15 protein-coding genes are annotated in these 17,443 nt (G+C 59.8%); 7 read left to right on the top strand and 8 right to left on the bottom strand.

The genetic code is table 11. From position 1 onward, the window contains the following. Window positions 1–205: 205 nt before the first annotated feature. On the bottom strand, window positions 206–1,732 hold the full coding sequence (gene gpmI / locus KVQ82_RS28690; protein WP_222017157.1) for a 2,3-bisphosphoglycerate-independent phosphoglycerate mutase: 1,527 nt from the start codon (window positions 1,730–1,732) through the stop codon (window positions 206–208). 153 nt (window positions 1,733–1,885) lie between these two features. On the opposite strand from gpmI, the gene KVQ82_RS28685 reads away from it, so the two are divergent. The 3 genes from KVQ82_RS28685 to secB are packed head-to-tail and all read left to right on the top strand — an operon-like array spanning window position 1,886 to window position 3,098. Further along, window positions 1,886–2,299: a rhodanese-like domain-containing protein gene (locus tag KVQ82_RS28685; RefSeq protein WP_041071418.1), complete on the top strand. Its 414-nt coding sequence runs from the start codon at window positions 1,886–1,888 to the stop codon at window positions 2,297–2,299. Between the two features lies 1 nt (window position 2,300). Further along, window positions 2,301–2,555, top strand: a complete 255-nt coding sequence (grxC, locus tag KVQ82_RS28680; protein WP_041071421.1) for a glutaredoxin 3 — start codon at window positions 2,301–2,303, stop codon at window positions 2,553–2,555. A 57-nt stretch (window positions 2,556–2,612) separates the two neighbouring features. After that, window positions 2,613–3,098: a protein-export chaperone SecB gene (gene secB, locus KVQ82_RS28675; RefSeq protein WP_025110924.1), complete on the top strand. Its 486-nt coding sequence runs from the start codon at window positions 2,613–2,615 to the stop codon at window positions 3,096–3,098. A gap of 229 nt (window positions 3,099–3,327) precedes the next feature. Here secB and KVQ82_RS28670 read toward each other — a convergent pair whose 3' ends face one another. After that, entirely contained in the window at window positions 3,328–3,783 is a 456-nt protein-coding gene (locus KVQ82_RS28670; protein ID WP_041071426.1) for a tRNA (cytidine(34)-2'-O)-methyltransferase, read from the bottom strand. On the opposite strand from KVQ82_RS28670, the gene KVQ82_RS28665 reads away from it, so the two are divergent. Further along, on the top strand, window positions 3,782–4,222 hold the full coding sequence (locus KVQ82_RS28665) for a hypothetical protein (protein WP_108181413.1): 441 nt from the start codon (window positions 3,782–3,784) through the stop codon (window positions 4,220–4,222). The genes KVQ82_RS28670 and KVQ82_RS28665 overlap by 2 nt on opposite strands. Before the next feature lie 508 nt (window positions 4,223–4,730). On the opposite strand, the gene ntrC is transcribed toward KVQ82_RS28665, so the two are convergent. From ntrC to glnA, 5 genes are all read right to left on the bottom strand, one after another. Next, on the bottom strand, window positions 4,731–6,167 hold the full coding sequence (gene ntrC, locus KVQ82_RS28660; RefSeq protein WP_007961729.1) for a nitrogen regulation protein NR(I): 1,437 nt from the start codon (window positions 6,165–6,167) through the stop codon (window positions 4,731–4,733). Beyond that, window positions 6,164–7,249 (bottom strand): nitrogen regulation protein NR(II), encoded by a 1,086-nt coding sequence (glnL, locus tag KVQ82_RS28655; protein ID WP_007961730.1) that lies wholly within the window; start codon window positions 7,247–7,249, stop codon window positions 6,164–6,166. The genes ntrC and glnL overlap by 4 nt, the downstream gene beginning before the upstream one ends. 231 nt (window positions 7,250–7,480) lie before the next feature. Further along, entirely contained in the window at window positions 7,481–8,098 is a 618-nt protein-coding gene (locus KVQ82_RS28650; RefSeq protein WP_222017155.1) for a DUF4124 domain-containing protein, read from the bottom strand. After that, complete coding sequence (locus KVQ82_RS28645; protein WP_222017153.1) at window positions 8,095–8,607, bottom strand: DUF4124 domain-containing protein; 513 nt, start codon at window positions 8,605–8,607, stop codon at window positions 8,095–8,097. Before KVQ82_RS28645 ends, KVQ82_RS28650 begins: the two co-directional genes overlap by 4 nt. Window positions 8,608–8,891: 284 nt before the next feature. After that, entirely contained in the window at window positions 8,892–10,298 is a 1,407-nt protein-coding gene (gene glnA / locus KVQ82_RS28640) for a glutamate--ammonia ligase (protein WP_003220788.1), read from the bottom strand. Between the two features lie 328 nt (window positions 10,299–10,626). On the opposite strand from glnA, the gene thiI reads away from it, so the two are divergent. Both thiI and typA read left to right on the top strand, forming a co-directional pair. Beyond that, on the top strand, window positions 10,627–12,081 hold the full coding sequence (thiI, locus tag KVQ82_RS28635; protein ID WP_027611269.1) for a tRNA uracil 4-sulfurtransferase ThiI: 1,455 nt from the start codon (window positions 10,627–10,629) through the stop codon (window positions 12,079–12,081). Between the two features lie 139 nt (window positions 12,082–12,220). Next, window positions 12,221–14,041, top strand: coding sequence for a translational GTPase TypA (typA, locus tag KVQ82_RS28630; RefSeq protein WP_007961739.1), 1,821 nt, complete (start codon window positions 12,221–12,223; stop codon window positions 14,039–14,041). A 215-nt stretch (window positions 14,042–14,256) separates the two neighbouring features. Here the strand turns inward: typA and KVQ82_RS28625 are convergent, their stop codons facing one another. Continuing rightward, on the bottom strand, window positions 14,257–14,694 hold the full coding sequence (locus KVQ82_RS28625; RefSeq protein ID WP_007961740.1) for a YkgJ family cysteine cluster protein: 438 nt from the start codon (window positions 14,692–14,694) through the stop codon (window positions 14,257–14,259). A 259-nt stretch (window positions 14,695–14,953) separates the two neighbouring features. Between KVQ82_RS28625 and KVQ82_RS28620 the strand changes: the two genes are divergently transcribed. After that, on the top strand, window positions 14,954–17,404 hold the full coding sequence (locus KVQ82_RS28620; RefSeq protein WP_108181416.1) for a glycogen/starch/alpha-glucan phosphorylase: 2,451 nt from the start codon (window positions 14,954–14,956) through the stop codon (window positions 17,402–17,404). The last annotated feature ends 39 nt before the right edge of the window (window positions 17,405–17,443 follow it).

Raw genomic sequence — 17,443 nt, 5'->3', positions numbered from 1 at the left:
GGGCTGCAAAAAAAACGCCCAATTGGGCTTGTGTGATAACTGGAGCGGCGCAGAGGCCCATTTCCATTTCGAAAACCCCATAAACCACTGTGGGAGCTGGCTTGCCAGCGATGGCGTCTGCACCTTCAACATAGCTGTTGGCTGTCAGATTGCTATCGCTGGCAAGCCAGCTCCCACAGGGTTTGGCGGTGTTTGATCTGGCGAATTACACCAGAATCGACGTACCCGTCATCTCCGCCGGTTTTTCCAGGCCCAGCAGCATCAGCATGGTCGGAGCCACGTCCGCCAGTACGCCGCCGTCACGGACCTTGAGGTCACGCTTGCCGACATAAATGAACGGCACAGGCTCGGTGGTGTGCGCGGTGTGCGCCTGGTGGGTTTCTTCATCGGCCATTTTTTCGACGTTGCCGTGGTCAGCGGTGATCAGCGCTTCGCCGCCGACTTTTTCCAGCGCCTCGACGATGCGCCCGACGCAGGTGTCCAGGCATTCCACGGCTTTCACCGCAGCGTCAAACACGCCGCTGTGGCCGACCATGTCGCCGTTGGCGTAGTTGACCACGATCACGTCGTAACGCTGGTGTTCGATGGCGTCGACGATGCGGTCAGTCACTTCCGGTGCACTCATTTCCGGCTGCAGGTCGTAGGTGGCGACTTTCGGCGACGGGATGAGGATGCGCTCTTCACCCGGGAACGGTTCTTCACGGCCGCCGGAGAAGAAGAAGGTCACGTGCGCGTATTTTTCGGTTTCGGCGATGCGCAGCTGAGTCTTGCCGTTTTTTGCCAGGTAGTCGCCAAGCACGTTTTCCAGACTGCCCGGAGCAAAGGCTGCAGGGGCCGGAATGCTGGCGGCATATTGGGTCAGGCCCACGTACTGCACTTTTGGCTGGCGCGCGCGCTCGAATTCCTTGAAATCGTCTTCGACAAATACGCGGCTCAGCTCGCGGGCGCGGTCGGCGCGGAAGTTCATGAACACCACGGCGTCGCCGTCTTCGACCTTGACCGGCTCGCCGATGGTGGTGGCTTTGACGAATTCGTCGCTCTCGCCACGGGCGTAGGCGGCGTCGAGGCCTTCCTGAGCGGTGGCGGCGTTGAATTCGGCGTTGCCGTCGACGATCAGGTTGTAGGCCTGAGATACGCGGTCCCAACGGTTGTCACGGTCCATCGCGAAGTAGCGACCGATGAGGCTGGCGATGCGGCCCTTGCCGAGCGCCTGGAAGGTCGCGTCGAGCAGTTCGATTGAGGACGCGGCGCTTTTCGGTGGCGTGTCGCGGCCATCAAGAAAGGCGTGCAGGTAGATTTTTTCGGCGCCGCGCTTGAACGCCAGCTCGGCCATGGCGATCAAGTGATCCTGGTGGCTGTGCACGCCACCATCGGACAGCAGGCCCATGAAATGCACGGCGTTGCCGGCGGCCACGGCTTTATCCACAGCGGCGCAGATGGTCGGGTTCTCGAAAAACTCACCGTCGCGGATCGCTTTGGTCACGCGCGTGAAGTCCTGATACACCACGCGCCCGGCGCCGAGGTTCATGTGGCCGACTTCAGAGTTGCCCATCTGGCCGTCCGGCAGACCAACGTCCATGCCGCTGCCCGAGATCAGGCCGTTCGGCACCGTGGCCCACAGGCGATCGAGCACTGGCTTCTTCGCCGCATACACGGCATTGGATTCGTGGCTGTCACTGTGACCGAAGCCGTCGAGAATCATCAGGACCAAAGGTTTAGGCGTGGTAGTCATGGAATCCACTCGTGGCTAATAAAGAAGAAGGCGATGGAAAAGGGAGTGGCAGTTTAAAGCGAAGTTCCTGCGGCGTCACCGCCGGACGGGGTTTGGCCCACCATAGTGGCTGTGTATACTGGCCGACATTTTAACGCCCTGGAACCTCCTTCGATGGTTGCTCACCTGATTGAATTTGCCACTAACCACTACATTCTTGTCGGTATCTTCGTCGTACTGCTGGCTCTGCTGCTGGCGCACACGATGCAGGGCGGCGGTAAAAGCCTGAGCACTGGCGAGCTGACCGCACTGGTCAACAAGGACGCAGGCGTGGTGGTGGACATCCGTCCGGCGAAAGATTACGCCGCCGGTCATATCGTTGGCGCGATCAACATTCCTCAAGACAAGCTGGCTGCGCGTGCCGGTGAGCTGGAAAAGCACAAGGCCAAGACCATCATTCTGGTGGACGCCCTGGGCCAGACCGCTGGTACCCACGCTCGTGAGCTGATGAAATCCGGCTTCACCGCCGCCAAGCTGTCCGGCGGGATCTCCAGCTGGAAAGGCGACAACCTGCCGCTGGTGAAGTGATATGAGCGAAGTCATCGTCTACTCCAGCGACTACTGCCCTTACTGCATGCGAGCCAAGCAATTGCTCGCGAACAAAGGTGTGGCCTTCGAAGAGATCAAGGTCGATGGCAAGCCGCAGATTCGTGCTGCCATGAGCCAGAAGGCCGGACGCACGTCCGTGCCGCAGATCTGGATCGGCGACAAGCACATCGGCGGTTGTGATGATTTGTATGCCCTGGAGCGCGCCGGCAAGCTCGACGCGCTGCTCAAGGCCTGAACGGCTGCACCCACGTACAGCAATCCCTAAAAGACCCAAGATCAGAAAGGATCTGAGATGACTGACCAACAGAACACTGCAGCCAGCGAAGAAGAAACCGCACCGCAATTCTCCTTGCAGCGCATCTACGTACGCGATCTGTCCTTCGAAGCCCCGAAAAGCCCGGCGATCTTCCGCCAGCAGTGGGACCCTACCGTCGGTCTGGACCTGAATACCCGTCAGAAAGAACTGGAAGGCGATTTCTACGAAGTCGTGCTGACCCTGTCCGTGACCGTGAAAAACGGCGACGAAGTGGCCTTCATCGCTGAAGTGCAGCAGGCCGGTATCTTCCTGATCAAGAACCTGGACGCGGCTTCGATGAGCCACACCCTGGGTGCGTTCTGCCCGAACATCCTGTTCCCGTATGCTCGCGAAACCCTGGACAGCCTGGTGACCCGCGGTTCGTTCCCGGCCCTGATGCTGGCGCCAGTGAACTTCGACGCCCTGTACGCGCAAGAGCTGCAGCGCATGCAGGCTGCGGGCGAGACGCCGACTGTTCAATAAGCGGTTTGAGCGACAACGAAAAAAGCGCCGTAACGGGCGCTTTTTTCTTGGGTTGGAATACAGACTTCATGACTTCATGACTTCATGACTTCATGACTTCATGACTTCATGACTTCATGACTTCATGACTTCATGTAGGAGCTGCCGAAGGCTGCGATCTTTTGATCTTGTTGTTAAAAATCGAGATCAAAAGATCGCAGCCTTCGGCAGCTCCTACAGGATCGGGTGGTTATTTGAAGTCGTTCTGCCGCCACGCTTCGTACACGGCCACCGCCACGGTGTTGGACAGGTTCAGGCTGCGGCAGCCTTCACGCATCGGCAGGCGCAGGCGCTGTTCGGCGGGCAGGGCGTCCAGCACTTCCGGCGGCAGGCCACGGCTTTCCGGGCCGAAGATGAACGCATCGCCCGGGACGAACGCGGCATCGTGAAACGGCCGCGAGCCCTTGGTGGTGAACGCGAACAACCGTGGGTGGCCGAGGCTCTCCAGGCAACTGGCGAGGTCGGCGTGGCGCTGCAGCGTGGCATATTCGTGGTAGTCGAGACCGGCCCGGCGCAAGCGCTTGTCGTCCATCTCGAAACCCAACGGTTCGATCAAATGCAGGTGGCAGCCACTGTTGGCGCACAGCCTGATAACGTTGCCGGTGTTCGGCGGAATTTCTGGTTGAAAAAGGATGACGTGAAACATGCACGGCTCCGAAGGTAAAGATGACGCGCATTCTACGCCGCCAGCCGACCCGCGTTCGAAACTATTCCCGCGGGTGATCGGTTCGCTGGCGATTTTCGGCTTGATGGTCGGTTTGATGATCGGCCGCCTGACCACGCCGGACCCCAGCGTGCTGCAGCAGGTCGACGTGACCGCTGACGGCCTGGTGGTGTGGTTCAACAATGAGCCGAAGCTGCACGGCGAGATCATCGACGGTACCGTGGCTTTGTTGTTTCAGGCTGAAGGCCGCGCGCAGAAGGGCCAGCTCAAGCTCAATGGCAAGGATGTGAACTGGCGTACGCGAGTGAGTGACGGTGGGCTGTTGTTGACAGTGCTGGCGGCGCGGCCGCTGCAAGGGGAATGGGCCGGGAGCAAGGTCGATGACCGCTGGCGGCTGGAGATCCATCTCCGGGAGCAATAAAAGCGGGAATCCCCGGCCTGCCTGTACCAGGGTTCCCAAAACGGGGTGGACTTCGCTGAGAGCGTCGGTCCGGTGTAAAGAGGGAACCCCCGGCCTGCCTGTACCAAGGATCCCAAAAGGGTGGGTTCGCCGCGTTGCGATTTGAACCCGGTGTAAAGAGGGGAATCCCCGGCCTGCCTGTACCAAGGCCCCCGAAACGGGTGGTGAATCGAATCACCTGTGAGGGATGTTGCAGGCGGCGTGCCAGTTTTAGTATTTCGAAACAGAAAAAAGCTTCAGATGCGCGAAAGCCCCGTAAATCGGGGCTTTGATGCTTCTGCGTGGCTGGAGCTTTGAAGCTGGTTGGTGTTTTTTTGATCAGTGAGTTATGCCCAATTGCGGTTCGCCGTGCCTTGTGGCGGTGCACACAAAAAAAGATCGCAGCCTTCGGCAGCTCCTACAGGGATATGCGTTCTCTGCAGGAGTTGCCGAAGGCTGCGATCTTTTCGCGGACGATTAGAGGAGGGGCTTAACCCTCATCCCCCTCATCATCATCCCCACCGTCCACTTTCATCCCCAATTCCTTGATCTTGCGGGTCAGGGTATTACGCCCCCAACCGAGCAATACCGCCGCATCACGCCGGCGTCCGGCCGTGTGCTTCAGCGCGGTCTCGATCATGATCCGCTCGAACGCGGGTACGGCGCTGTCGAGCAGGCTTGACTGGCCACGGGCCAAGGCTTGATCGGCCCACTGACGCAGCGCCTGCTCCCAGTTGGTCACCGGTGCCGAATCCTGCGGCAGGCTCAGCAGTTCCGGTGGCAGGTCACTGATGTGCACTTCGCGACCGGAGGCCATCACGGTGATCCAGCGGCAGGTGTTCTCCAGCTGCCGCACGTTGCCCGGCCATGGCAGGTTCTTCAGGTACTCCTCGGTCTCGCTTTTCAGCAGCTTCGGTTCCACCGCCAGTTCTTGCGCGGCGCGGCTGAGGAAGTGTTTGGCCAGGGTCGGGATGTCTTCGCGACGGTCCGACAGGCGCGGAATGTGGATACGGATCACGTTGAGGCGGTGGAACAAGTCCTCACGGAATTTGCCAGCGTGCACCAGGGTTTCCAGGTTCTGGTGGGTCGCGGCAATGATCCGCACGTCGACCTTGACCGGGACATGGCCGCCGACGCGATAGAACTCGCCGTCGGCCAGCACCCGCAGCAAACGGGTCTGGGTATCGGCTGGCATGTCGCCGATTTCGTCGAGGAACAGCGTGCCGCCGTCAGCTTGCTCGAAGCGCCCGCGACGCAGGTTGGCCGCGCCGGTGAACGCGCCTTTCTCGTGGCCGAACAGCTCGGATTCCATCAGGTCCTTGGGGATCGCCGCCATGTTCAGCGCGATGAACGGCGAGGCCGCGCGCGGGCTGTGCCGGTGCAGGGCGTGGGCCACCAGTTCTTTACCGGTACCGGATTCGCCGTTGATCAACACCGTGATGTTGGAGTGGCTCAAGCGGCCGATGGCGCGAAACACTTCCTGCATCGCCGGTGCTTCACCGATGATTTCCGGGGTGCGGGTCAGCGCGGGTACCACTTCCAGGCCTTGCTGTTCCTGCGCATGCTGATTGGCGCGCTTGACCAGCGACACAGCCTCGTCAACGTCGAACGGCTTGGGCAGGTACTCGAACGCGCCGCCCTGATAGGAGGCGACGGCGCTGTCCAGATCGGAGTGAGCGGTCATGATGATGACCGGCAACCGTGGGTGCTGTTCGCGGATGCGCGCCAGCAGATCGAGGCCACTGGCGCCCGGCATGCGGATGTCGGAAATGATCACATCAGGCTGCTGACGGGCCAGACGACTCATCACGCCATCGGCGCTGTCGAAGCTCTGCGTGGTCATGCCTTCCTGCTGCAAGGCTTTTTCCAGAACCCAACGGATAGAACGGTCGTCATCGACGATCCACACGGTTTCACTACGGCTCATGTCGATGTGGCTCCTTGTTCCAGTGGCAGAAAGATCGAGAACGTGGTGTGGCCGGGGTGGCTGTCACACTCGATCAGGCCCTGGTGCTGGCTGATGATGTTCTGGGTGATGGCCAGGCCCAGCCCGGTACCGTCCGGGCGGCCGCTGACCATGGGAAAGAAGATGGTTTCCTGGAGTTCCGCCGGGATCCCCGGGCCGTTGTCGATGATCTCGATCTTGGTCACCAGGCGATGGCGGACGTGGCCGATGGTGAACTGGCGCATGGTCCGGGTGCGCAGGCTGATGCGCCCCAGCCGCAGCTCGTTCTGGCTGCTGATCGCCTGCATCGCGTTGCGCACGATGTTCAGCACGGCCTGAATCATTTGTTCGCGGTCGATCAATACGTCGGGAATGCTCGGGTCGTAGTCGCGCACCAAGGTGATGCAGCCCTGGCTTTCCGCTTCGACCAGTTGGCAGACGCGCTCCAGCACTTCGTGGACGTTGCACAGCGCCAGCGATGGCAGCTTGTTCGAGCCGAGCATGCGGTCGACCAGATTACGCAGGCGGTCGGCCTCTTCAATGATCACGTTGGTGTAGTCGCGCAGGCTGTCTTCCGGCAGTTCGCGGGCCAGCAATTGCGCGGCGCCGCGAATGCCGCCGAGCGGATTCTTGATCTCATGAGCCAGGCCGCGCACCAGCATTTTGCTGGTTTCCTGCTTGGACAACTGCGCCTCTTCCTTGGTGATCCGCAGCAGGCGGTCACGCGGGTGTACTTCCAGCAGGAGCATGGTTGCGCCGTTGCTGAGGATCGGCGTCACCGCGTAGTCCACGGTCAGGGTCTGGCCGGTGAGGGCGGTGAGCATCGCTTCGCGCTTGGTGAACGGGTGTGCCTGTTCGACCGCCTGACGCAGCGAGTTGAGCGCTTCGGTGGACTCGGTGAACAACTCGCTGATGAACTGCCCATGGCTGCGCTGGCCGCTGATGGCCAGCAGCATCTCGGCCGCCGGGTTCATGTACTCAAGGCGCAATTCCGCGTCGAGCAGGATGGTAGCGGTGGTCAGGTTGTCGAGCAGCAAACGGTGGATTGCGTCGCTAATAGTCATCGGAGCCTCTTTTGGGGGCGGAGCGTGCGCAAGAAGCAGGCGTCGTTAAACGGAAAATGCAAAAACCAAACCAAGGCTCCGAAAAGAAGCGTTTGTCCCCTGAAACAGGCGTTTGACGCTCGTTTGCGTGGCGCTCAATGCACGCGAGCGGGAAGTTTCGAACCAAAATGGGTTGGAATATGGGTACGGTGCAGCCTCATGCACCAATATAGTGCGCAAAGCTGAACGGCGTTAGAAGAAACGCAGGAAGGGGTTTTTTTCTTCGACCGGTTTGTCTTTCAGCGGGCATTCCGGGCGCACGCCGTAGTCCTCGCTGGCGCAGGGTTTGACCTGGCGTTTCTGTGCCAGCGAGATTCGCAGCATGTGGAACGGCTGGTTGGCGGTGCGTTCGACGGTGCGACCCAATTGATCAAGGATCTCCACCGACAGGTTGTGGCTGCCCCGGTCGATGTTGCTCAACGGGAACACCGGACTGAGGCTTGGCTCGCCAGTGGCCTGGCCGTCGAGCAGCAAGCGGTAGCGATGGCCCTGCTGCAAACCGGGCTCGCTGGTGACGCTGACGATCACCTCGCCCGCGCTGCTGCGAAGGGTCGCGTCCGGCTCGGGGATCAGGATGCGCAGCATGTCGTAGTGGAACAGCGGTTGTTCCGCGACCTTTTTCGCGGTGCTGATCGGTGCTGCAGCCGTGGGGTTGGCCGACATGCGATTGCTGGTCGCGATAGGTACGCGCTTGGCGTTGCCGCGCGGCTGATCGGTGTAGACGCGATTACCCTGCGCATCGACGTAGGTGAAGACCTCCGCCGAAACGGGCAGGGCCAACAGCCACAGGATCAGCCAGAAAATCCTCATGGCTTGTGCACCCGCTGCACGGTGAACACCACCGTTGGGCTCTGCTGGATGATCGCTTCGCCGTCGATCACCTGCACCGCGAGACGATGCTCGCCACGATCAACATTCACCAGTTGCAGGATCGGCACGTTGCTCGGCTGGCCGTAAGGCGCGTCGTCCAGCACCAGCCTCAATTGGTGCGGCGCCTGCAAACGCGGCTTGATCAATACACTGACGGTGAAGGTGCCGTTATTGGCGCGCAGCGCTTCTTCGCTGGGCAGGCCGGTCAGTTCCAGCACCTCGTAGGCGCTGCGTGCAGGTGGTCGATTGTCGGTGCTGGTAGGCGTCGCTGAGCTCGATGCTTGCGGCTCGACGCTGTTAAGCGGTGGCAACTCAAGCGGTTGCGCCTTGACGCCGTCCGGCGAGTGATCGCTGTAGACCGTGTTGCCGTTGGCGTCGGTGTACTTGTAGATCTGCGCGGCGGCGGGCAGGGCGATCAGCAGCAGAATGTAGAGAAAGGTGCGACCCATGAAATCGACCGGGAAAGAAAGCGATTGGGTGCAGCATAGGCCAGGATGCGGCGGTTGGCCCAGCCCGGGACATATCCGGAGATCATTCAGACGCTGCAATGTCCCTGTGGGAGCGAGCTTGCTCGCGAAGGCGGTCGGTCATTGAAGGTGATGGTGACTGACACGACGCCTTCGCGGGCAAGCCCGCTCCCACAGGGTGCTGCGTCGACCATGAAATCCGGGCAATAAAAAGGCCTCCCGAAGGAGGCCTCTTTTGTCACGCCGCGTAGCGCAGCGCTACCGGATCAGCAGCTGTAGTACAGCTCATATTCCAGTGGGTGTACGAAGGTACGGACCTTGATTTCTTCTTCGGATTTCAGCGCGATGTAAGCGTCGATGAAGTCGTCGGAGAATACGCCGCCCTTGGTCAGGAACGCACGGCCCTTGTCCAGCTCTTCCAGGGCTTCTTTCAGGCTGCCGCAAACTTGTGGGATCTCTTTCGCCTCTTCAGGCGGCAGGTCGTACAGGTTTTTGTCAGCGGCATCGCCTGGGTGGATCTTGTTCTGGATACCGTCCAGACCGGCCATCAGCAGTGCTGCGAAAGCCAGGTACGGGTTGGCAGCCGGATCCGGGAAACGGGCTTCGATACGACGGCCGCGCGGGCTGTTGACGTAAGGAATACGGATCGAGGCGGAACGGTTGCGAGCCGAGTAGGCCAGCATCACCGGTGCTTCGAAACCTGGCACCAGACGCTTGTAGGAGTTGGTGGCCGGGTTGGTGAAGCCGTTCAGGGCCTTACCGTGCTTGATGATACCGCCGATGAAGTACAGGGCGGTTTCGGACAGGCCGGCATAGCCTTCGCCAGCGAAGGTGTTCTTGCCGTCTTTGGCGATGGACATGTGCACATGCATGCCCGAGCCGTTGTCGCCGTACAGTGGCTTCGGCATGAAGGTCGCAGTGCGGCCGTAAGCGTCGGCAACGTTGTGGACAACGTATTTCAGGGTCTGAACTTCGTCAGCTTTTTTCACCAGGGTGTTGAACTTGACACCGATTTCGTTCTGACCGGCAGTCGCCACTTCGTGGTGGTGAACTTCAACGGTCTGGCCCATCTCTTCCAGTGCGTTGCACATGGCAGTACGGATTTCGTGGTCGTGGTCGAACGGCGGAACCGGGAAGTAGCCGCCTTTGATACCAGGACGGTGGCCTTTGTTGCCGCCTTCGATGTCCTGGTCGGACATCCACGAGCCTTGTTCGGAGTAGATCTTGAACATCGAGCCGGAGATGTCCGACTTGAACTTCACTTCGTCGAAGATGAAGAATTCTGGTTCTGGGCCAGCGAAGACGGTGTCACCGATACCGGTGGTCTTCAGGTATTCCTCGGCACGGTGCGCGATGGCGCGCGGGTCGCGATCGTAACCTTGCATGGTCGAAGGTTCGATGATGTCGCAAACCAGGATCAGGGTCGCGTCTTCGGTGAACGGGTCGAGAACGGCAGTATCGTCGTCCGGCAGCAGGATCATGTCGGAGGCTTCGATGCCTTTCCAGCCAGCGATGGAGGAACCGTCGAACATCTTGCCGACTTCGAAGAAGTCGTCTTCCAGCGCATCGCGAGCCGGCATGGTCACGTGGTGCTGAGTGCCTTTGGTGTCCGTGAAGCGCAGATCAATCCACTTGACGTCATGATCTTTGATGAGTTGAACCGACTTCGACATAGTGTCCTCCGGGTGGCTTAGGGCTTGGTAGTGGATGCCCTTAATTTGGGTGATGCCGGCGCAGATACTCTGCCAAGGCAACCTGCCTCACAAGGGAGCAAATTGCATGCCAGTGCCCCAGCATGGGTTTTTTGCCCCAATTTCACGCTTTCAAAGCAAGAAAGCGCCATAAAGGCGAAATTATCGCCCCTTAATGTAGCGCTTCAAATCAGAAATGACCCGTTTTGGTGCAAGTGAAACCTTCTGCATATTAACTGGTTAAACCTTGAGCAATTTCCGCTATAATCCGCGCCCCCCTTTTTCGGCTGGCCCTGCGCGCGCTGTTTTCATGAAACTAATCGTAAAAGTCTTCCCCGAGATCACCATCAAAAGCCGCCCTGTCCGGATGCGTTTCATCCGCCAGCTGGCCAAGAACATCCGCGCCGTGCTCCGCGATCTGGACCCGGCCGTGGTGGTGAACGGTGTGTGGGATAATCTCGAGCTGGAAACCCGCGTTACCGACCCCAAAGCCTTGAAAGAGATGGGCGAGCGCCTCACTTGTACTCCCGGTGTCGCGCACTTTCTGCAGATCGACGAATACCCGCTGGGCGACTTCGACGACATCACCGAGAAGTGCAAACAGCACTACGGCGATGTGCTGGCCGGGAAGATTTTCTCGGTGCGCTGCAAGCGTGCAGGCAAGCATCCGTTCAGCTCGATGGACGTCGAAAAATACGTTGGCAGCAAGCTGCGTCGCGAGTGCGGGGCGGCCGGTATCGACCTCAAAGACCCGGAAATCGAAGTTCGCATCGAAGTTCGCGACCAACGGTTGTTTGTCATCCACAGCCAGCACAACGGCATCGGCGGTTACCCGCTCGGCGCCCTGGAGCAGACGCTGGTATTGATGTCCGGCGGCTTTGACTCGACGGTTGCCGCGTACCAGATCATGCGCCGCGGCCTGATGGCGCATTTCTGCTTCTTCAATCTGGGCGGACGTGCCCACGAATTGGGCGTGATGGAAGTCGCGCATTTCATCTGGAAGAAGTACGGCAGCTCGCAACGCGTGCTATTTGTCAGTGTTCCGTTCGAAGAAGTGTTGGGCGAAATTCTCGGCAAAGTCGATAACAGTCATATGGGCGTCGTATTGAAGCGTATGATGTTGCGCGCATCGTCGGCCATCGCCGACCGGCTGCACATCGACGCGCTGGTCACCGGCGAAGCGATTTCCCAGGTATCGAGCCAGACGCTGCCGAACCTGTCGGTGATCGACTGCGTGACCGACAAACTGGTCCTGCGCCCGCTGATCGTCGCGCACAAGCAGGACATTATCGACACGGCCAACGAGATCGGCACCGCCGATTTCGCCCGGCACATGCCGGAGTACTGCGGGGTCATCTCGGTCAATCCGAAGACCGCCGCCAAGCGCCACCGTGTTGAGCACGAAGAGAAAGAATTCGACATGGCGGTTCTCGAGCGCGCGCTCGAAAACGCCAAACTGGTGCCGATCGATCGAGTGATCGACGAATTGGGCCAGGACTTGCAGATCGAAGAAGTCGGCGAAGCGCTGGCCGGTCAGATCGTCATCGACATCCGTCACCCGGATGCGGCCGAGGATGACCCGCTGGAACTCGCCGGCATAGAAGTACAGACGATGCCGTTCTACGCAGTGAACGCTCGTTTCAAGGAGCTGGATCCGACTCGCCAGTACCTGCTGTATTGCGACAAAGGCGTGATGAGTCGCCTGCATGCTCACCATTTGCTCAGTGAGGGGCATGCCAATGTGCGCGTTTATCGACCGAGCTAAGTGCCCGGGGCTGTTTGCCTGTGGCCTGCGTCACCGGCCCCCCGACACCGCCGTCAAGCTGTAACGGCCATGCCGGACACTACTGTTAATCGCTGCCAAGACTTGTCAGCAAACCGAATCCTCTGATCGAGATACACAAGTGATCGAAAATCTACGTAACATCGCCATCATTGCCCACGTTGACCATGGTAAGACCACCCTGGTAGACAAACTCCTGCGTCAATCCGGCACCCTGGAGCGCAACGAGCTCAACGACGAGCGCGTGATGGACTCCAACGACCAGGAAAAAGAGCGCGGTATTACCATCCTGGCGAAAAACACCGCCATCAACTGGAACGGCTACCACATCAACATCGTGGACACCCCGGGCCACGCCGACTTCGGCGGCGAAGTAGAACGCGTAATGTCGATGGTTGACTCCGTTCTGCTGCTGGTTGACGCTCAAGACGGCCCTATGCCGCAAACCCGTTTCGTGACCAAGAAGGCGTTCGAAGCCGGCCTGCGTCCAATCGTGGTCATCAACAAGGTTGACCGTCCAGGCGCGCGTCCGGACTGGGTTCTGGACCAGATCTTCGACCTGTTCGACAACCTCGGTGCGACCGAAGAACAACTGGACTTCCAGGTTGTTTACGCTTCGGCCCTGAACGGCATCGCCGGTCTGGACCACACAGCCATGGGCGAAGACATGACTGCGCTGTACCAGGCAGTGGTCGACCACGTTCCGCCTCCGGCCGTTGACCGTGACGGTCCGTTCCAGATGCAGATCTCCGCTCTGGACTACAACAGCTTCCTGGGTGTTATCGGTGTTGGCCGTATCGCTCGTGGTCGCGTCAAGCCGAACACCCCGGTTGTCGCGATCAGCGCCGACGGCAAGCGCCGCAACGGTCGTATCCTGAAGCTGATGGGTCACCACGGCCTGCACCGCATTGACGTTGAAGAAGCAGCAGCCGGCGACATCGTCTGCATCAGCGGCTTCGACGAGCTGTTCATCTCCGACACCCTGTGCGACATCAACACCGTCGAGGCGATGAAGCCGCTGACCGTTGACGAGCCAACCGTTTCCATGACCTTCCAGGTAAACGACTCGCCATTCTGCGGTAAAGAAGGCAAGTTCGTGACCTCCCGTAACATCAAGGATCGTCTGGACAAAGAGCTGCTGTACAACGTTGCACTGCGCGTTGAAGAAGGCGACTCGGCTGACAAGTTCAAGGTTTCCGGCCGTGGTGAGCTGCACCTCTCGGTACTGATCGAAACCATGCGTCGCGAAGGCTTCGAGCTGGCCCTGGGCCGTCCTGAAGTGATCATCCGTGAAGTTGACGGCGTGAAGCAGGAACCGTTCGAAAACGTCACCATCGACATCCCTGAAGAATCCCAGGGCAAGGTCATGGAAGAGATGGGTCTGCGTAAAGGCGACCTGAGCAACATGGTGCCGGATGGCAAGGGCCGTGTTCGTCTGGAATACAACATCCCTGCTCGCGGTCTGATCGGTTTCCGTAACCAGTTCCTGACCCTGACCAACGGTGCTGGCATCCTGACCTCGATCTTCGACCGTTACGCGCCAGTGAAGTCGGGTCACATGTCCGGCCGTCAGAACGGCGTACTGGTTTCGGTTGAAACCGGCAAGGCACTGACCTACTCGCTGGAAACCCTGCAGGCTCGTGGCAAGCTGTTCGTAGAACACGGCCAGGAGATCTACAACGGTCAGATCGTTGGTCAGAACAGCCGCGACAACGACCTGGGTGTGAACCCAACCAAAGGCAAGAAGCTCGACAACATGCGTGCTTCGGGTAAAGACGAAACCATCGCTCTGGTACCACCTGTTCGCTTCACTCTGGAACAGGCTCTGGAATACATCCAGGAAGACGAGCTGTGCGAAGTCACTCCTAAGTCCATCCGTCTTCGCAAGAAGATCCTGGACGAAAGCGAGCGTACCCGCGCTGCCAAGAAAGCCAAGGCGTAATTCAGCCCGAGCTTGAAAAAACGCCCCCGGTCGCGAGACCGGGGGCGTTTTTGTTTGTCTGGGGTTTACGCGTTGTTTGTGCTGGCCTCATCGCTGGCAAGCCAGCTCCCACAGGGTTTTGCGTCGCACATGAATCTTGTGTACGACAACAATCAATGTGGGAGCTGGCTTGCCAGCGATGGCGGCCGGACAGGCGCCGAAAATTTCAGGAAAGGTCAGAACTTCTCGATCGACCGCGAATTCTGCACCCGCTCGACTTCTTTCGGCTTATACGCGCAATACCCCGGCCGCGGGCCGATTTTCGGGTGGTTGCGGCAGGTGTCCGGGCGTTTGTCATAAATGGTGCACAGGCGGCTCTTACGATCCAGGTAGTAGCAATCGTTGTTGCTCATGCGCTGCAGGGTGAAGATCCCCGACTTCTGGTTGAAGCGCTCGACCAGCCCTTCCTTTTGCAGGCGCTTGGCGATGTTCTTCGGCGGATCGCCCAGCTCGAACTCGTCGACCACGCCGATGCGTACCAGGTCCTTGATCTTGACCTCGACCGGCAGGGTGCAGCAGCTGGAGACACAAGAGCCGCACATCGGGGCCGAATATTTGGCCCATGTATCGAGACGGTCGATCTCGGCGGCGGCAATCAGGTTGGGCTTCATCATCGGGGGTTACCAGGCGTGTGTGCATCAGGGCGCGCGATCATACCGGGACTGGTGGATTTTTGAACAACCTTTCGCCAGATTTTTGCAAACGCCGTGTAAATGCCATTCAGTCCGGCACGGCCCCTGCATTCATTAGCCCACTCGCCAAGGTAATGCCGGGCTATCTCACCGTCTTCGGAAAAACTGCCGAACCTGCGCCTCTACCGTCGGTCAGACCGTCTAGGCTCAGACAATTCCCCGCTCGCTCGAGGTCCTATCGATGACTCAAGAACCACTAGTTCGCGAAGCAGAGGTGGCCGCATTCCGCGATGCCGTCCTGACCAAGCTCACCTATGCGGTGGGCAAAGACCCGGATCACGCCTTTGACCATGACTGGTTCGAAGCCATTGCCCTGGCGGCACGCGACCACATGGTCGAACACTGGATGGACCACACCCGGCAGATCTACCGCAAAGGCCAGAAGCGGGTGTATTACCTCTCGCTGGAATTTCTCATCGGCCGTTTGCTCTACGACAGCCTGAGCAACCTCGGCCTGCTCGACGTCGCCCGTGAAGCGTTGACCGAACTGGGCGTCGATCTGGAACGCATTCGTCTGCTGGAACCCGATGCGGCGCTCGGCAACGGTGGTCTCGGGCGTCTGGCGGCGTGCTTCATGGAAAGCATGTCGACCCTCGGCATTGCCGGGCACGGGTACGGCATTCGTTATGAACACGGGTTGTTCCGCCAGGCCATCGTCGATGGCTGGCAGCAGGAGCAGACCGAACACTGGCTGGATTTCGGCAACCCGTGGGAATTCGAGCGTCCGGAAGTGGTGTACACCATCGGCTTCGGCGGCAGCGTCGAAACCGTCACCGATGCCAGTGGCAAGACCAAACAGGTCTGGTCGCCGGCAGAAACCGTACGGGCGATTGCCTACGACACGCCGGTGGTCGGCTGGCGCGGGGCGAGCGTCAACACCTTGCGCCTGTGGCGTGCCCGCGCCATGGAAGACTTGCACCTTGAGCGCTTCAACGCCGGTGACCACTTGGGCGCGGTGGCTGAGGTAGCCCGCGCCGAAAGTATTTCCCGGGTGCTTTACCCGGCGGACAGCACCGAAGCGGGGCAGGAACTGCGCCTGCGTCAGGAATATTTCTTCGTCGCGGCTTCGCTGCAGGATTTGCTGCGTCGTCATCGCAACATGCACACCTCGGTGCTGACCCTGGGCGATCACGCGGCGATCCAGCTCAACGACACCCACCCCTCGATTGCCGTCGCTGAACTGATGCGGCAACTGGTCGACGTCTACGACGTGGCCTGGGATGCGGCGTGGCAAGTCACCGTCGACACGCTGTCGTACACCAACCACACGCTGTTGCCCGAGGCACTGGAGACCTGGCCGGTCGGCCTGATGGAGCGCATGCTGCCGCGGCACATGCAGATCATTTACCTGATCAACGCGCAGCACATCGACTCGCTGCGCGCCAAGGGCATTCATGATTTCGACGTGCTGCGCGCGGTGTCGCTGATCGAAGAAGACAACGGTCGTCGGGTGCGCATGGGCAACCTCGCGTTCCTCGGATCGCACAGCGTCAATGGCGTATCCGGTCTGCACACGCAATTGATGCGCAAGACCGTGTTCGCCGAACTGCACAAGCTCTACCCGGAGCGGATCAACAACAAAACCAACGGCATCACTTTCCGCCGCTGGTTGTTCCAGGCCAACTCCGAACTGACCTCGATGCTGGTCGATGCACTCGGCCCGCAGGTGCTGGATAACCCGGAAGAGCGCTTGCTCGACCTCGAACCGTTCGCCGAGCAACCCGCCTTCCGCAAAGCCTTCGCCGAACAGCGCCTGCACAGCAAGAAAGCGTTGGCCTATCTGATTCACGAGCGGTTGGGGATTGCGGTCAACCCGGCGGCAATGTTCGACGTGCAGGTCAAACGGATCCACGAATACAAGCGCCAGTTGCTCAACCTGATGCACACCGTGGCGCTGTATCAGGCAATCCGCGCCGAGCCTGAAGTCGACTGGGTACCTCGGGTGAAAATCTTCGCCGGTAAAGCGGCGGCCAGTTATCACCAGGCCAAACTGATCATCAAGCTGACCAACGACATCGCCCGGGTGGTGAACAACGACCCGACCGTGCGTGGTTTGCTGAAGGTGGTGTTCCTGCCCAACTACAACGTCAGCCTCGCCGAGAGCATCATTCCGGCGGCGGATTTGTCCGAGCAGATTTCCACGGCCGGCTTCGAAGCGTCGGGCACCAGTAACATGAAGTTCGGTCTCAACGGCGCGCTGACCATCGGCACCCTCGACGGTGCCAACGTGGAAATGTGCGAGCGCATCGGCGCCGAGCACATGTTCATCTTCGGCCTCAGTGCGCAGCAGGTTGAAGCGCGCAAACAGAACCACGAGTTCAGCGCCGCGCCGGACATCGCCGCGTCGCATCGTTTGAGCGACGTGCTGCAAGCGATCCGCAGTGGCGTGTTCTCGCCTGATGACACGTCGCGCTATACCGGGCTGATTGATTCGCTGGTGGACTACGACCGCTTCCTGGTCTGCGCCGACTTCGATTCCTACTGGGAAGCACAGAAACGCGTCGATGCGCACTGGCACGACGCCAACAACTGGTGGCGTTCGGCAGTGCTCAACACGGCGCGGATGGGCTGGTTTTCCTCTGACCGGACGATTCGCGAGTACGCCACGGATATCTGGAAGGCACTGGAGTAACTTTTCGCTGGGCTCGATATAATCGGCGCGCCGGAAAAG

It is taken from the genome of Pseudomonas sp. AO-1 (assembly GCF_019775695.1).
Classification (GTDB): Bacteria; Pseudomonadota; Gammaproteobacteria; order Pseudomonadales; family Pseudomonadaceae; genus Aquipseudomonas; species Aquipseudomonas parakoreensis.
The sequence above is the reverse complement of the archived record's forward strand: the minus strand, read 5'-3'. Positions and strand labels throughout refer to the sequence as shown.

Coding starts and splice junctions, on each gene's coding strand:
- secB (WP_025110924.1), top strand. CDS start 2,613: ATGACTGACCAACAGAACACTGCAGCCAGCGAAGAAGAAACCGCACCG.
- KVQ82_RS28685 (WP_041071418.1), top strand. CDS start 1,886: ATGGTTGCTCACCTGATTGAATTTGCCACTAACCACTACATTCTTGTC.
- ntrC (WP_007961729.1), bottom strand. CDS start 6,167: ATGAGCCGTAGTGAAACCGTGTGGATCGTCGATGACGACCGTTCTATC.
- thiI (WP_027611269.1), top strand. CDS start 10,627: ATGAAACTAATCGTAAAAGTCTTCCCCGAGATCACCATCAAAAGCCGC.
- glnL (WP_007961730.1), bottom strand. CDS start 7,249: ATGACTATTAGCGACGCAATCCACCGTTTGCTGCTCGACAACCTGACC.
- KVQ82_RS28670 (WP_041071426.1), bottom strand. CDS start 3,783: ATGTTTCACGTCATCCTTTTTCAACCAGAAATTCCGCCGAACACCGGC.
- KVQ82_RS28620 (WP_108181416.1), top strand. CDS start 14,954: ATGACTCAAGAACCACTAGTTCGCGAAGCAGAGGTGGCCGCATTCCGC.
- KVQ82_RS28645 (WP_222017153.1), bottom strand. CDS start 8,607: ATGGGTCGCACCTTTCTCTACATTCTGCTGCTGATCGCCCTGCCCGCC.
- grxC (WP_041071421.1), top strand. CDS start 2,301: ATGAGCGAAGTCATCGTCTACTCCAGCGACTACTGCCCTTACTGCATG.
- KVQ82_RS28625 (WP_007961740.1), bottom strand. CDS start 14,694: ATGATGAAGCCCAACCTGATTGCCGCCGCCGAGATCGACCGTCTCGAT.
- gpmI (WP_222017157.1), bottom strand. CDS start 1,732: ATGACTACCACGCCTAAACCTTTGGTCCTGATGATTCTCGACGGCTTC.
- KVQ82_RS28650 (WP_222017155.1), bottom strand. CDS start 8,098: ATGAGGATTTTCTGGCTGATCCTGTGGCTGTTGGCCCTGCCCGTTTCG.
- KVQ82_RS28665 (WP_108181413.1), top strand. CDS start 3,782: ATGCACGGCTCCGAAGGTAAAGATGACGCGCATTCTACGCCGCCAGCC.
- glnA (WP_003220788.1), bottom strand. CDS start 10,298: ATGTCGAAGTCGGTTCAACTCATCAAAGATCATGACGTCAAGTGGATT.